Source organism: Yersinia sp. SCPM-O-B-9106 (C-191) (assembly GCF_026183365.1).
In the GTDB taxonomy this organism is placed as follows: Bacteria; Pseudomonadota; Gammaproteobacteria; order Enterobacterales; family Enterobacteriaceae; genus Yersinia; species Yersinia rochesterensis.
Genome location: NZ_CP110791.1, coordinates 4,052,068 through 4,066,338, shown reverse-complemented (window position 1 = coordinate 4,066,338; position 14,271 = coordinate 4,052,068). Strand labels below are relative to the sequence as shown.

Here is a 14,271-nt window from a genome sequence, read left to right as displayed (position 1 = left end):
TTTTATGCATCCACTTAAAACAAAATACAATATGAGTATATTGATCGGTTAGACTAGCGCCAGAGCCAGTAAGAATGAGTACTTAATGTTATGTCGAATCAATGTTCCCCGCTAAAACATCTTAATACTTTCGCGTTATCAGCCTATGCGAACAATGTCATCAGTGCCAACTCTCCTGAAGAATTGGTTGATGCATGGCGTGAGTCTGTCTCTAAGCATCGACCTGTGCTTTTGCTTGGTGAAGGTAGCAATGTACTATTTATCGAAAATTATTCAGGAACAGTGTTGCTTAATCGCATCAAGGGTATCACTTTCACCGAAGACGATATTGCCTGGCATCTTCATGTTGGAGCAGGGGAGAATTGGCATCAATTAGTCTGCTATTCGTTGCAAAACAACATGCCGGGTCTAGAAAACTTGGCTTTGATCCCAGGTTGTGTCGGCTCTGCCCCAATTCAAAATATTGGTGCATATGGTGTTGAGCTACAAAAAGTGTGTGAATACGTTGATTTGCTTGATATGGAGAAGGGCACAGTTCTGCGCCTTTCTGCGCTAGATTGTCAGTTTGGCTATCGTGATAGCATATTTAAGCATCGCTATGGCAATGGGTTCGCTATCGTCGCGGTGGGTATCAAGTTAGTGAAGTCGTGGATACCAACATTGGGTTATGGTGATTTAACTCGGATGGATCCATTGACCGTGACAGCAAAAGATATCTTCAACTCAGTCTGCGCGATGCGTAGGAGTAAACTCCCTGACCCAACAGTGACGGGCAATGCCGGCAGTTTCTTCAAGAATCCCGTTGTGGATGCAACTGTAGCTGCAGATATCGTGAAGCTCTTTCCCAATGCCCCCCATTATCCACAGCCCGATGGATCCGTAAAGCTGGCTGCGGGCTGGCTTATTGATCAATGCGCGCTTAAAGGACACCAGATTGGTGGAGCCGCGGTGCATCAGCAGCAAGCTTTGGTATTGATTAACCTCGCAGAGGCTACAGGCCAAGATGTACTCGGCCTTGCTAGCTATATTCGTCAGCAGGTCGCAAAGAAATTTGCCATCTGGCTGGAACCCGAGGTGCGCTTTATCGCTAGTGATGGTGAAGTTAATGCTGTGGAGTATTTGTCTTGAAAGATATTAAAGTCCCCTTGCGATTAATTGGCATACTGGCCGATGGTGCTTTTCACTCAGGTGAGCAATTGGGTGAAATGCTGGGTATGAGCCGCGCCGCAATTAATAAGCATATGCAAACTATCAAAGAATGGGGGCTGGATGTCTTCACCGTGCCAGGCAAAGGTTATAGTCTGCCAGCACCTATCCAATTACTTGATGAGCAGGCCATATTAAGTTATTTACCCGCCGGTCAAGTTGCGGTATTACCAGTAGTTGATTCGACGAATCAATATCTCTTAGACCGTATCACTGAACTTAAATCTGGTGATGCATGTGTTGCTGAATATCAGCAAGCAGGGCGTGGTAGACGTGGCCGCCAGTGGGTCTCTCCTTTTGGTGCTAATCTTTACTTATCAATGTATTGGCGATTGGAACAAGGCCCTGCGGCCGCAATGGGGTTAAGTTTAGTTGTAGGTATTGTCATGGCCGAGGTACTGCACAAATTGGGTGCAGGTCAAGTTCGTGTGAAGTGGCCAAATGATTTGTATTTAAATGATAAGAAGCTGGCGGGTATATTAGTAGAACTCACTGGTAAAACGGGTGATGCAGCGCAGTTAGTTATTGGGGCCGGTATCAATCTGACCATGCGTGAATCTATGACCAATGTTATTAGCCAAGATTGGATTAACTTACAGGAAACTGGGGTTATTATTGATCGTAATAAACTGACTGCTGAATTATTATCTGAATTACGGCTAGCGGTAGTTAAATTTGAAAATGAAGGTCTGTCTGCCTTTATTTCTCGCTGGCGGGAAATGGACAATTATCTTGATCGTTCTGTAAAATTGATTATTGGGAATCAAGAAATATTTGGTATTTCTCGGGGGATAGATCAACAGGGCGCATTATTATTAGAACAAAATGGTAATGTAAAACCTTATATTGGTGGCGAAATATCCCTTCGTGGAGTTTAGTCAATAAACTAAGCGGGCAGTTATTACTACCCGCTATCTACTATTTTCTTAAACGCACATTTTCAACCGCATGATTGGCACTTTTTGTCATTATCAGACTTGCTCGCTCACGGGTTGGTAATATATTCTGCTTTAAATTCAATCCATTAATCTCTTTCCATAACTGTGTTGCAATCTTGACTGCTTCGGTTTCAGGCAATTTTGCATAGTTATGGAAGTAAGAGTCAGGATTGGAAAACGCACCTTGACGAAACTTAAGGAACCGATTGATATACCAACTTTGGAGTAAATCCTCAGGCGCATCCACGTATATAGAGAAGTCTACAAAGTCAGAAACGAATACACGATGTGGATCATGAGGGTAATCCATCCCGCTTTGTAACACATTTAATCCCTCTAATATAAGAATGTCCGGCTGTTTGATGATTTTATTACCATCAGGGACAATATCGTATATTAAATGAGAATAAACGGGTGCCGTAACATAGTCAGCCCCGGATTTTACTTCAGAGACAAATTTCACCAAACTGTGCATATCATAGGATTGCGGGAATCCTTTTTTCTTCATCAGTCCGCGCTCGTTAAGCACTTTATTCGGATAAAGAAAACCATCAGTAGTAATCAGTTCTACACTGCGATGCTCTGGCCAGCGGCTCAGCAATGCTTGTAATAAGCGGGCCGTTGTACTTTTACCCACCGCAACACTGCCCGCAATACCAATAACATAGGGAATGCGTTGGCCATCAGTTCCAAGGAATTGTTCCAGAACTGCCTGGCGACGCAAATTAGAACTGATATAAAAATTAAGTAGACGTGAGAGCGGCAGATAAATCTGTGCCACTTCATCTAAGGAAAGGTCTTCGTTAATCCCTTTGAGTTTAACGATTTCTTCTTCTGTTAGCGTCAATGGTACTGAGTCGCGTAAAGCGGCCCACTGAGTACGATCGAACTGTAGATAAGGCGTCGCTAAAGATTGATCTCTTTTTATCATAAGCCAAATTCTGCCTGTTAACGCAGGTTGGGAAAGGCGCTGGACGCCAACTCCAGATAATAAACAAGCTGCATATTATAGGCAGCTTGCTTTTTGGCGTAGACATTTTTGTATTTAGTGAGTGATTTCTTTGATGTATGTTGCTATTCCACTCAATTAAAAAAGGGCATGCCAAGCTTTTGTCTTATGGTTGAAGGCATTTATCATGACTAGCTAGCTATAACAGTATGTAATTGATTTACAGAGAATAAACGTTTGAAATAAATAGCGGTTGGATGATAATAGCCATCAGGCGTACAGGCATAATCAGGAATTTCACCCATATATCTATATCCTTGTGCCCGGTAAAAAGATTCTGCAGGAGAGCCAGCTTCAGTATCCAAGTATAACAATCCGCGGCGAAGTTGAACCGCCGTATTCTCCATTTCAATAATCAATTTATGCCCAATCCCAGCACGACGACTGCGGCTGTGAACTAATAATTTTTGTACTTCGGCTCGATTTAATCCATTGGGTTTTTGGCAGAGATCTAATTGGATGGTTCCCACTATCCCCACTTCATCACGTGCTATCCACAATAATAGCGTGCCTTTCGTGATGGCTGGGCGTAGGCCATGGTAGTAGCTCTCAGCCTCTTCTTGTGAGAGGCTGCGGGTGTTATAGCCGATTGAAGCACCATGAGAGACGGCATCAATCAGTAAACTTGCCAGTTCGCTTCGGTATATAGGCAATGTTGCCGCATTAAGTAAAACTATCTTCATGATTAAGCTCCTCTTCAACAGTCGGTCTGCGGATATGATGTTTAAAATAAATAGTTATGCTTAAGCAATAAACAAGCCAAATATGTAACCTTGTGATGACGATAATTGAGCGAGTATTTCTTGGGTTTCATGCACCTTAATAGAAAGATTTCCCCATTTTGGGGCATAGAACTAAATTTATTTTTGCTGTGTGGACAATAAGATTGTTCAACAATGAGACATTGTCGGTTTTTTGGGGTGATTTTCCGCTATAGAGTTGGTTAGAATAACTAAAGTTCTGGGCGCTAATTAAGCTAACCTTGGTTAATAATACGTCTGGCTTTTGAAAAGTGGCGGTTTTATGAGCGAAAGGTCGATTTATGCGATTTTTTTGTTGCATCATAGGCCCACTCTACCTAGAATGCGCTGCACTTGATGCCGGCATAGCTCAGTTGGTAGAGCAACTGACTTGTAATCAGTAGGTCCCGAGTTCGACTCTTGGTGCCGGCACCATTCAAGTACTAAAAATTAGGTGGGGTTCCCGAGCGGCCAAAGGGAGCAGACTGTAAATCTGCCGTCATCGACTTCGAAGGTTCGAATCCTTCCCCCACCACCATATTTAACCTTGAGTCTCAGGGTGATTCAGAAGACCGAACTCCCAATCAACACTCAAGGCGAGAGCAACGCTCTCGATGAAGAGTGAAGTGGCCAAGCCCTTCCTTTCAAGTTTCTGCAGATTAAGTCAGGTAGCCGAGTTCTAAGATGCGGGCATCGTATAATGGCTATTACCTCAGCCTTCCAAGCTGATGATGTGGGTTCGATTCCCACTGCCCGCTCCAAGATGTGCTGATATGGCTCAGTTGGTAGAGCGCACCCTTGGTAAGGGTGAGGTCGGCAGTTCGAATCTGCCTATCAGCACCACTTCTCACTTTCTCGTCCCCTGATTTTCTTTCTGTGTTATGGATTCAGCAAGCATGCGCTTGGTTGATGTGGTGAAACCACCGATTCCGTGTCTTAGAGGGACAATCGATGTCTAAAGAAAAGTTTGAACGTACAAAACCGCACGTTAATGTGGGTACTATCGGCCACGTTGACCATGGTAAAACTACCCTAACTGCTGCAATCACCACCGTTCTGGCTAAAACCTACGGCGGGAGTGCTCGTGCATTCGACCAGATTGACAACGCTCCGGAAGAGAAGGCGCGTGGTATCACCATCAACACGTCTCATGTTGAATATGACACCCCGTCTCGTCACTATGCGCACGTTGACTGCCCAGGTCACGCCGACTACGTTAAAAACATGATTACCGGTGCTGCCCAGATGGACGGCGCTATTTTGGTTGTTGCTGCAACTGATGGCCCTATGCCACAGACTCGTGAGCACATCCTGTTGGGCCGTCAGGTTGGCGTCCCTTACATCATCGTATTCATGAACAAATGTGACATGGTTGATGATGAAGAACTGTTGGAATTGGTAGAGATGGAAGTGCGTGATCTTCTGTCTACTTACGATTTCCCAGGCGATGATACGCCGGTTATTCGTGGTTCAGCGCTGAAAGCATTGGAAGGCGAACCTGAGTGGGAAGCGAAAATTATCGAACTGGCTGGCTACCTGGATTCTTACATCCCTGAACCAGAGCGTGCTATTGATAAGCCATTCCTGTTACCAATCGAAGACGTATTCTCTATCTCTGGCCGCGGTACGGTTGTAACGGGGCGTGTAGAGCGCGGTATCGTTAAAGTTGGTGAAGAAGTAGAAATTGTCGGCCTGAAAGATACGGTTAAGTCTACTTGTACTGGCGTTGAAATGTTCCGCAAACTGCTGGACGAAGGCCGCGCTGGTGAGAACGTTGGCGTTCTGCTGCGTGGTATCAAACGTGAAGATATCGAACGTGGTCAAGTTCTGGCTAAACCGGGCTCTATCAAACCACACACCAAATTTGAATCAGAAGTTTATATTCTGAGCAAAGATGAAGGCGGTCGTCATACTCCGTTCTTCAAAGGTTACCGTCCTCAGTTCTACTTCCGTACAACTGACGTAACCGGTACTATTGAATTGCCAGAAGGCGTTGAGATGGTGATGCCAGGTGATAACATTCAAATGATTGTTAACCTGATTGCGCCTATCGCAATGGATGACGGTCTGCGCTTCGCGATTCGTGAAGGCGGTCGTACGGTCGGTGCTGGCGTTGTTGCGAAAGTCATTGAATAAGATTTGACGCGACATGTGATAAAAGGGCATCATTTGATGCCCTTTTTATACGTTGTCATACTAGAACCTATCTCATCAGCAGTTTTTTCATCATAATTACTGGTGAGATGGGCTCTGGAAGTACGGCGAATAGTGCTGAGTGGTGCCGATTAGAGAATTTCTAGAGCATCCTTCGGCTTGGTTTGCTTTGCGGTGCGAAGCAAAGTTGTTTGTTCTGAATCATAGTGACAGGTTGGTTTATGAGTGCGAATACCGAGGCTCCAGGGAGCGGACGCGGCCTGGAAACGGCTAAATGGCTAATCGTTGCTGTATTATTAGTTGCCGCTATTGTTGGTAATTATTATTACCGTGATTTCAGCCTGCCGCTGCGCGCGTTGGCAGTTGTAGTAATTATCGCTGTTGCCGGTGCTGTTGCGCTGATGACGGCAAAAGGTAAAGCCACTGTCGCGTTTGCTCGTGAAGCACGCACGGAAGTGCGTAAAGTGATTTGGCCTACCCGTCAGGAAACTCTGCACACAACGTTAATCGTTGCTGCGGTAACTGCTGTAATGTCACTGATTCTATGGGGGCTGGATGGTATTCTGGTCCGCCTGGTATCATTTATTACTGGCCTGAGGTTCTAAGATGTCTGAAGCACCAAAAAAGCGTTGGTACGTCGTTCAGGCGTTTTCCGGTTTTGAAGGCCGCGTAGCTCAATCGCTGCGTGAGCATATCAAGTTAAATGACATGGAAGAGCTGTTTGGCGAAGTCATGGTTCCAACGGAAGAAGTCGTCGAAATTCGTGGCGGTCAACGTCGTAAAAGTGAACGTAAATTCTTCCCAGGCTATGTACTGGTTCAGATGGTGATGGAAGATGCCAGCTGGCACTTAGTGCGTAGCGTGCCACGTGTAATGGGCTTTATCGGTGGTACATCCGATCGCCCTGCACCAATCAGTGATAAAGAAGTTGATGCGATTATGAATCGCCTTCAACAAGTGGGTGATAAACCACGTCCTAAAACACTGTTTGAACCAGGTGAACTGGTACGTGTTAGCGATGGTCCGTTCGCAGACTTTAACGGTGTCGTTGAAGAAGTGGACTATGAAAAAAGTCGCTTGAAAGTGTCTGTTTCCATCTTTGGCCGTGCAACACCGGTCGAACTGGATTTCAGCCAGGTAGAAAAAGGCTGATTCATTTTTCACCATTGGTTGAAATTTGGGTCTTGTCTTAGGCGCGAAATTACAATATAATTTCGCGCCTTTTGTTTTTAGATGTCTTGCTTTTTGTCATGCGTGGCAATTTATTTCATAGTAAATAATAGCGAGACAAAACACGGGGAGCCTCGAACGCGAGGCGATACTACCCAAATCGAGGAAATCGTAAATGGCTAAGAAAGTACAAGCCTATGTCAAGCTGCAAGTTGCAGCTGGTATGGCGAACCCAAGTCCACCAGTTGGCCCAGCATTGGGTCAGCAGGGTGTTAACATCATGGAATTCTGTAAAGCGTTCAATGCTAAGACTGAAAGCATTGAAAAAGGCCTGCCGATCCCTGTTGTTATTACTGTTTATTCTGATCGCTCTTTCACTTTCGTTACTAAAACCCCGCCAGCAGCAGTTCTGCTGAAAAAAGCGGCAGGTATTAAGTCTGGTTCCGGCAAGCCGAACAAAGACAAAGTAGGGACTGTGACCAGTGCTCAGGTCCGTGAAATCGCAGAAACCAAAGCTGCGGATATGACTGGTGCTTCAATTGACGACATGATGCGTTCAATCGAAGGTACTGCTCGTTCCATGGGCCTGGTAGTGGAGGGTTAATAAATGGCTAAGCTGACCAAGCGCATGCGCGTGATCCGTGACAAAGTTGATGTTACTAAGCAATATGATATCAACGAAGCTGTTGCCCTGCTGAAAGAGCTGGCTACTGCTAAATTCGTAGAAAGCGTGGACGTTGCCGTTAATCTCGGTATCGACGCACGTAAATCTGACCAGAACGTTCGTGGCGCAACTGTGTTGCCACATGGTACTGGCCGTTCAGTTCGTGTTGCTGTTTTCGCTCAGGGTGCAAACGCTGAAGCTGCGAAAGAAGCAGGCGCTGAATTGGTAGGTATGGAAGATCTGGCTGATCAAATCAAGAAAGGCGAAATGAACTTCGACGTTGTTATTGCTTCCCCGGATGCAATGCGCGTTGTAGGTCAATTAGGCCAAATCTTGGGCCCACGTGGCCTGATGCCAAACCCTAAAGTGGGTACTGTTACTCCTAACGTTGCTGAAGCAGTTAAGAATGCTAAAGCAGGTCAGGTTCGTTATCGCAACGACAAAAACGGTATTATCCACACCACCATTGGTAAAGTTGATTTCGACTCAGAAAAGTTGAGAGAAAACTTAGAATCTCTGGTTGTTGCGCTGAAGCGTGCTAAACCTGCTACAGCGAAAGGCGTTTATATCAAGAAAATCAGCCTGTCCACCACCATGGGCGCCGGCGTTGCTATTGATCAAAGCGGCCTGTCAGCAGTAGTGAACTAATCACTAATTGCTTTTATCGCTTTACGTGGGCGTAAGGTTTGTCTAGAATCTTACGCCCATGCTTCTGTTGATGGCTTATTTGTTAATAACAAATGTTCAATTGACAGAAAACAGAATTTTCGGTTGGAGCTTGGCCTTATCCAAGCCTCCGTCCAAGACCGCAGGTGTGTTGCGAAACACTTAATTTCCTGCGTAGACGGTGACAGAACCTGAAGAAATTTTTTCTTTCTTTATTTGTTTATAAAGAATGATAAAGAATAGTCTTTGCTGGATTCTGCTCACCGTGTTTCAACGCCCATTCACTGCATTTTGTTGTGAGTTGGGTGACGTGAGTTCCGGGGAATTAATCCCCGGTTAATCCAGGAGCAAGAACTAATGGCACTAAATCTTCAAGGCAAACAAGCGATTGTTGCTGAAGTTAAAGAAGTAGCCAAAGGTGCGCTGTCTGCGGTTGTTGCGGATTCTCGTGGCGTTACCGTTGATAAAATGACTGAACTGCGTAAAGCAGGTCGTGAAGCTGGCGTTCACATGCAAGTTGTTCGTAACACCTTGCTGCGTCGCATTGTTGAAGGCACTCCATTCGAATGCCTGAAAGACACGTTTGTTGGTCCAACCTTGATTGCATTCTCTTCAGAACACCCGGGCGCAGCTGCTCGTTTGTTCAAAGCATTTGCTAAAGATAATGCGAAATTTGAGGTTAAAGCAGCAGCCTTTGAAGGCGAGTTAATCCCTGCGGCTCAGATCGACCGCCTGGCAACTCTGCCAACCTACGAAGAAGCAATCGCACGTCTGATGGGAACCATGAAAGAAGCCGCTGCTGGCAAATTGGTTCGTACATTGGCTGCGCTGCGTGACCAGAAAGAAGCTGAAGCGGCTTAATTCGCCCTCACTTTTTCAGTCATTGCTTTTTAACGTATAAACTATTTCTGTATTTTAGGAACACTTGTTATGTCAACTATCACTAAAGACCAAATTCTTGAAGGCGTTGCAGCTCTGTCTGTAATGGAAATCGTTGAACTGATCTCTGCTATGGAAGAGAAATTCGGCGTTTCAGCTGCTGCTGTTGCTGCAGGTCCTGCTGCCTCTGCTGAAGCTGTAGAAGAACAAACTGAATTCAACGTTGTTCTGGCTTCATTCGGCGACAACAAAGTTGCAGTAATCAAAGCTGTTCGCGGCGCAACTGGCCTGGGCTTGAAAGAAGCTAAAGACCTGGTTGAATCTGCACCTGCAGTTCTGAAAGAAGGCGTGAACAAAGACGAAGCTGAAACTCTGAAAAAATCTCTGGAAGAAGCTGGTGCTTCTGTTGAGATCAAGTAAGTTAAGCTTTGAGCTTGCAGCCTAACTTATAGGCTGATGGCTGGTGACTTTTTAGTCATCAGCCTTTTTGCGCTGTAGGGCGTTAGTCGCATTTCACACTGTTTAGCGGCTAACTAACCCCTAATATTCCTTTCTATTGACGACTTAATATACTGCGTTCTCAGCTACGACCCACTCGGGTAGCTCGGTAGTCAAAGTAACGCGATGAAATGGTTTAAGAGTGATAGAAAAGAGTATTCCGAGAAGTGTTTCGACTTCTCATTCTAAATAATAGTGTTGCATGACCTGTCCTATTTTTATTAGGGCGGACAGAGTGGGTCACTGATCAGCGAGCTGAGGAACCCTATGGTTTACTCCTATACCGAGAAAAAACGTATTCGTAAGGATTTTGGTAAACGTCCACAAGTTTTGGACATACCTTATCTCCTTTCTATCCAACTTGACTCGTTCCAGAAGTTTATCGAGCAAGATCCTGAAGGACAGCACGGCCTGGAAGCAGCATTCCGTTCTGTGTTTCCAATCCAGAGCTACAGCGGCAATTCGGAGCTGCAATACGTTAGCTACCGTCTTGGTGAGCCAGTATTTGACGTTAAAGAGTGCCAGATCCGTGGTGTGACTTATTCCGCACCGCTGCGCGTTAAATTGCGCCTGGTAATCTATGAGCGCGAAGCTCCGGAAGGTACGGTTAAAGACATCAAAGAACAAGAAGTCTACATGGGTGAAATTCCACTCATGACCGAAAACGGTACCTTTGTCATTAACGGTACTGAGAGGGTTATCGTATCTCAGCTGCACCGTAGTCCTGGCGTATTCTTTGACAGCGATAAGGGTAAAACCCATTCCTCGGGTAAAGTGCTGTATAACGCACGTATCATCCCTTACCGCGGTTCATGGTTAGATTTCGAGTTTGACCCGAAAGACAACCTGTTTGTCCGTATTGACCGTCGTCGTAAGTTGCCGGCAACCATCATTCTGCGTGCATTGAGTTTCACCACAACACAGATCCTTGATCTGTTCTTTGACAAAGTGGTCTTTGAGATTCGTGACAACAAGCTGCAGATGGAATTGGTTCCAGAGCGCCTGCGCGGTGAAACGGCATCCTTTGATATTGAAGCGAATGGCAAAGTTTACGTCGAGAAAGCGCGTCGTATTACTGCACGTCATATTCGCCAGCTTGAAAAAGACGGTATTGATCGCATCGAAGTTCCGGTTGAATACATTGCCGGTAAAGTGGTCGCAAAAGACTACATTGATGAGAACACTGGTGAGCTAATCTGTGCAGCCAACATGGAGCTGTCACTGGATTTGCTGGCTAAGTTGAGCCAGTCTGGCCACAAGCAAATCGAAACATTGTTCACCAACGACCTGGATCACGGTGCTTATATCTCCGAGACCCTGCGTGTTGACCCAACCAGTGACCGTCTGAGCGCTTTGGTTGAGATCTACCGCATGATGCGTCCTGGTGAGCCACCAACACGTGAAGCAGCTGAAAATCTGTTTGAGAACCTGTTCTTCTCTGAAGACCGCTACGATTTGTCTGCGGTTGGCCGGATGAAGTTCAACCGTTCACTGCTGCGTGACGAGATCGAAGGTTCCGGTATCCTGAGCAAAGAAGACATCACAGAAGTGATGAAGAAGCTCATCGATATCCGTAACGGTAAAGGCGAAGTGGATGATATCGACCACTTAGGCAACCGTCGTATTCGTTCCGTTGGTGAAATGGCTGAAAACCAGTTCCGTGTAGGTCTGGTTCGTGTTGAGCGTGCAGTTAAAGAGCGTTTGTCTCTGGGCGACCTCGACACACTGATGCCTCAGGACATGATCAACGCTAAGCCTATTTCGGCTGCGGTGAAAGAGTTCTTTGGTTCCAGCCAGTTGTCACAATTTATGGACCAGAACAACCCGTTGTCCGAGATTACGCATAAACGCCGTATCTCTGCATTGGGCCCGGGTGGTTTGACCCGTGAACGTGCTGGCTTTGAAGTTCGAGACGTACACCCGACTCACTACGGTCGTGTATGCCCAATCGAAACGCCAGAAGGTCCAAACATCGGTCTGATCAACTCCTTGTCTGTGTACGCACAGACCAACGAGTATGGTTTCTTGGAAACACCTTATCGTCGCGTACGTGATGGTGTGGTGACCGATGAAATTAACTATTTGTCTGCTATTGAAGAAGGCAACTTCGTTATCGCTCAGGCGAACTCCAACTTGGATGATGAAGGCCGCTTCTTGGAAGACTTGGTCACTTGTCGTAGCAAAGGCGAATCTAGCCTATTTAGCCGCGATCAAGTTGACTATATGGACGTATCTACCCAGCAGATCGTATCCGTTGGTGCTTCTCTGATTCCATTCTTGGAACACGATGACGCCAACCGTGCCTTGATGGGTGCGAACATGCAACGTCAGGCGGTTCCTACTCTGCGTGCTGATAAGCCGTTGGTGGGTACTGGTATGGAACGTGCAGTAGCGGTTGACTCAGGGGTAACCTCTGTAGCCAAGCGTGGCGGTACTGTTCAGTATGTAGATGCATCTCGTATCGTGATTAAAGTTAACGAAGACGAAATGTATCCGGGCGAAGCAGGTATTGATATTTATAACCTGACCAAATACACCCGTTCTAACCAGAACACCTGTATCAATCAGATGCCGTGTGTGAATCTGGGTGAGCCAATCGAGCGCGGTGACGTGCTGGCAGATGGCCCATCAACAGACCTGGGCGAACTGGCATTGGGTCAGAACATGCGCGTAGCCTTCATGCCTTGGAACGGTTACAACTTCGAAGACTCCATCTTGGTCTCCGAGCGCGTGGTGCAAGAAGATCGCTTCACTACCATTCACATTCAAGAACTGGCATGTGTGTCTCGTGACACCAAGCTGGGGCCAGAAGAGATTACTGCCGATATCCCGAACGTGGGTGAAGCTGCACTCTCCAAACTGGATGAATCCGGTATCGTCTATATCGGTGCTGAAGTGACTGGCGGTGACATTCTGGTTGGTAAGGTAACACCTAAAGGTGAAACCCAGCTGACGCCAGAAGAGAAACTGTTACGTGCGATCTTCGGTGAGAAAGCGTCTGACGTTAAAGACTCTTCTCTGCGTGTACCAAACGGTGTTTCCGGTACGGTTATTGACGTACAAGTCTTTACTCGCGATGGCGTAGAAAAAGACAAACGTGCGTTGGAAATCGAAGAGATGCAACTGAAGCAGGCCAAGAAAGACCTGACTGAAGAGTTGCAGATCCTGGAAGCGGGCCTGTTTGCACGTATCCATGCAGTACTGGTTTCTGGTGGCATCGAAGCTGACAAGCTGAGCAAATTACCACGTGATCGCTGGCTGGAACTTGGCCTGACCGACGAAGACAAGCAAAACCAGCTGGAACAGTTGGCAGAGCAGTACGACGAAATGAAATCCGAATTCGAGAAGAAGATGGATGCCAAGCGTCGTAAAATCACCCAAGGTGATGATTTGGCACCAGGCGTGCTGAAGATCGTCAAGGTGTATCTGGCGGTTAAACGTCAGATTCAACCGGGTGACAAGATGGCCGGTCGTCACGGTAACAAAGGTGTTATCTCCAAGATTAACCCGATCGAAGATATGCCTTACGATGAAAACGGTACGCCGGTAGACATCGTTCTGAACCCGCTGGGCGTACCATCGCGTATGAACATCGGTCAGATTTTGGAAACCCACTTAGGGATGGCAGCGAAAGGCATCGGCGAGAAAATCAACGCCATGCTGAAGAAGCAGGAAGAAGTTGCCAAACTGCGTGAGTTTATCCAGAAAGCCTACGATCTGGGCGACAACGTTTGTCAGAAAGTTGATCTGAGCACCTTCACCGATGACGAAGTATTGCGTCTGGCTGAGAACCTGAAAAAAGGTATGCCAATCGCAACACCAGTGTTCGATGGTGCGACAGAGAAAGAAATCAAGGAACTGTTACAGCTGGGTGGCCTGCCAACTTCTGGTCAGATTACTCTGTTTGACGGCCGTACCGGTGAGCAGTTCGAACGCCAGGTTACTGTCGGCTACATGTATATGCTGAAACTGAACCACTTGGTTGATGACAAGATGCATGCGCGTTCTACCGGTTCTTACAGCTTGGTTACTCAGCAGCCGCTGGGTGGTAAGGCTCAGTTCGGTGGTCAGCGCTTCGGTGAGATGGAAGTGTGGGCGTTGGAAGCTTATGGCGCCGCGTACACATTGCAGGAAATGCTTACCGTCAAGTCCGACGATGTAAACGGCCGTACCAAGATGTACAAAAACATCGTGGATGGCGATCACCGTATGGAACCAGGCATGCCGGAGTCCTTCAACGTATTGTTGAAAGAAATCCGCTCGCTGGGCATCAATATCGAGCTGGAAGAAGAGTAATTCTTCTCCAGACAGCAGACTTTGACAGCCGGGAGTCTGCTGGTGGTTCGT

At 46.6% G+C, this 14,271-nt stretch carries 12 protein-coding genes and 4 tRNA genes; 14 read left to right on the top strand and 2 right to left on the bottom strand.

The window, feature by feature from the left end:
* Positions 1-90: 90 nt before the first annotated feature.
* Positions 91-1,128: a UDP-N-acetylmuramate dehydrogenase gene (gene murB, locus OP863_RS18340; protein ID WP_038638399.1), complete on the top strand. Its 1,038-nt coding sequence runs from the start codon at positions 91-93 to the stop codon at positions 1,126-1,128.
* Complete coding sequence (gene birA, locus OP863_RS18335; RefSeq protein ID WP_038638401.1) at positions 1,125-2,084, top strand: bifunctional biotin--[acetyl-CoA-carboxylase] ligase/biotin operon repressor BirA; 960 nt, start codon at positions 1,125-1,127, stop codon at positions 2,082-2,084. The genes murB and birA overlap by 4 nt, the downstream gene beginning before the upstream one ends.
* Positions 2,085-2,124: 40 nt before the next feature.
* Here birA and coaA read toward each other — a convergent pair whose 3' ends face one another.
* Together coaA and OP863_RS18325 are read right to left on the bottom strand one after the other, a co-directional pair.
* Positions 2,125-3,075: a type I pantothenate kinase gene (coaA, locus tag OP863_RS18330; protein WP_038638404.1), complete on the bottom strand. Its 951-nt coding sequence runs from the start codon at positions 3,073-3,075 to the stop codon at positions 2,125-2,127.
* A gap of 209 nt (positions 3,076-3,284) precedes the next feature.
* The gene (locus OP863_RS18325) at positions 3,285-3,836 is read right to left on the bottom strand and encodes a GNAT family N-acetyltransferase (RefSeq protein WP_050292129.1); all 552 of its coding nucleotides are present in this window, start codon (positions 3,834-3,836) and stop codon (positions 3,285-3,287) included.
* A 416-nt stretch (positions 3,837-4,252) separates the two neighbouring features.
* On the opposite strand from OP863_RS18325, the gene OP863_RS18320 reads away from it, so the two are divergent.
* From OP863_RS18320 to rpoB, 12 genes are all read left to right on the top strand, one after another.
* Positions 4,253-4,328 (top strand) — tRNA-Thr (locus OP863_RS18320).
* An 18-nt stretch (positions 4,329-4,346) separates the two neighbouring features.
* Positions 4,347-4,431 (top strand) — tRNA-Tyr (locus OP863_RS18315).
* Between the two features lie 148 nt (positions 4,432-4,579).
* Positions 4,580-4,654: transfer RNA gene (locus OP863_RS18310), tRNA-Gly, on the top strand.
* A 6-nt stretch (positions 4,655-4,660) separates the two neighbouring features.
* Positions 4,661-4,736 (top strand) — tRNA-Thr (locus tag OP863_RS18305).
* A 108-nt stretch (positions 4,737-4,844) separates the two neighbouring features.
* Positions 4,845-6,029, top strand: a complete 1,185-nt coding sequence (gene tuf / locus OP863_RS18300; protein ID WP_145588403.1) for an elongation factor Tu — start codon at positions 4,845-4,847, stop codon at positions 6,027-6,029.
* 239 nt (positions 6,030-6,268) lie between these two features.
* On the top strand, positions 6,269-6,652 hold the full coding sequence (gene secE / locus OP863_RS18295) for a preprotein translocase subunit SecE (protein WP_004704671.1): 384 nt from the start codon (positions 6,269-6,271) through the stop codon (positions 6,650-6,652).
* A 1-nt stretch (position 6,653) separates the two neighbouring features.
* The gene (gene nusG, locus OP863_RS18290) at positions 6,654-7,199 is read left to right on the top strand and encodes a transcription termination/antitermination protein NusG (protein WP_038638415.1); all 546 of its coding nucleotides are present in this window, start codon (positions 6,654-6,656) and stop codon (positions 7,197-7,199) included.
* 193 nt (positions 7,200-7,392) lie between these two features.
* On the top strand, positions 7,393-7,821 hold the full coding sequence (gene rplK, locus OP863_RS18285) for a 50S ribosomal protein L11 (RefSeq protein ID WP_004393384.1): 429 nt from the start codon (positions 7,393-7,395) through the stop codon (positions 7,819-7,821).
* Between the two features lie 3 nt (positions 7,822-7,824).
* A complete protein-coding gene (gene rplA, locus OP863_RS18280; protein ID WP_038638418.1) occupies positions 7,825-8,529 on the top strand; it encodes a 50S ribosomal protein L1 in 705 nt (234 codons plus the stop codon).
* Between the two features lie 375 nt (positions 8,530-8,904).
* Positions 8,905-9,408 carry a 50S ribosomal protein L10 gene (gene rplJ, locus OP863_RS18275; protein WP_004393386.1) on the top strand — a complete coding sequence of 168 codons (504 nt, stop codon included), beginning with the start codon at positions 8,905-8,907 and terminating at the stop codon, positions 9,406-9,408.
* A gap of 69 nt (positions 9,409-9,477) precedes the next feature.
* Entirely contained in the window at positions 9,478-9,846 is a 369-nt protein-coding gene (gene rplL, locus OP863_RS18270; protein WP_038638421.1) for a 50S ribosomal protein L7/L12, read from the top strand.
* A 345-nt stretch (positions 9,847-10,191) separates the two neighbouring features.
* Complete coding sequence (gene rpoB, locus OP863_RS18265; protein WP_038638424.1) at positions 10,192-14,220, top strand: DNA-directed RNA polymerase subunit beta; 4,029 nt, start codon at positions 10,192-10,194, stop codon at positions 14,218-14,220.
* The last annotated feature ends 51 nt before the right edge of the window (positions 14,221-14,271 follow it).

Bases quoted from the DNA above. Each gene is read 5' to 3' on its own strand.
- murB (WP_038638399.1), top strand. From the start codon at position 91: ATGTCGAATCAATGTTCCCCGCTAAAACATCTTAATACTTTCGCGTTA.
- coaA (WP_038638404.1), bottom strand. From the start codon at position 3,075: ATGATAAAAAGAGATCAATCTTTAGCGACGCCTTATCTACAGTTCGAT.
- OP863_RS18325 (WP_050292129.1), bottom strand. From the start codon at position 3,836: ATGAAGATAGTTTTACTTAATGCGGCAACATTGCCTATATACCGAAGC.
- tuf (WP_145588403.1), top strand. From the start codon at position 4,845: ATGTCTAAAGAAAAGTTTGAACGTACAAAACCGCACGTTAATGTGGGT.
- secE (WP_004704671.1), top strand. From the start codon at position 6,269: ATGAGTGCGAATACCGAGGCTCCAGGGAGCGGACGCGGCCTGGAAACG.
- nusG (WP_038638415.1), top strand. From the start codon at position 6,654: ATGTCTGAAGCACCAAAAAAGCGTTGGTACGTCGTTCAGGCGTTTTCC.
- rplK (WP_004393384.1), top strand. From the start codon at position 7,393: ATGGCTAAGAAAGTACAAGCCTATGTCAAGCTGCAAGTTGCAGCTGGT.
- rplA (WP_038638418.1), top strand. From the start codon at position 7,825: ATGGCTAAGCTGACCAAGCGCATGCGCGTGATCCGTGACAAAGTTGAT.
- rplJ (WP_004393386.1), top strand. From the start codon at position 8,905: ATGGCACTAAATCTTCAAGGCAAACAAGCGATTGTTGCTGAAGTTAAA.
- rplL (WP_038638421.1), top strand. From the start codon at position 9,478: ATGTCAACTATCACTAAAGACCAAATTCTTGAAGGCGTTGCAGCTCTG.
- rpoB (WP_038638424.1), top strand. From the start codon at position 10,192: ATGGTTTACTCCTATACCGAGAAAAAACGTATTCGTAAGGATTTTGGT.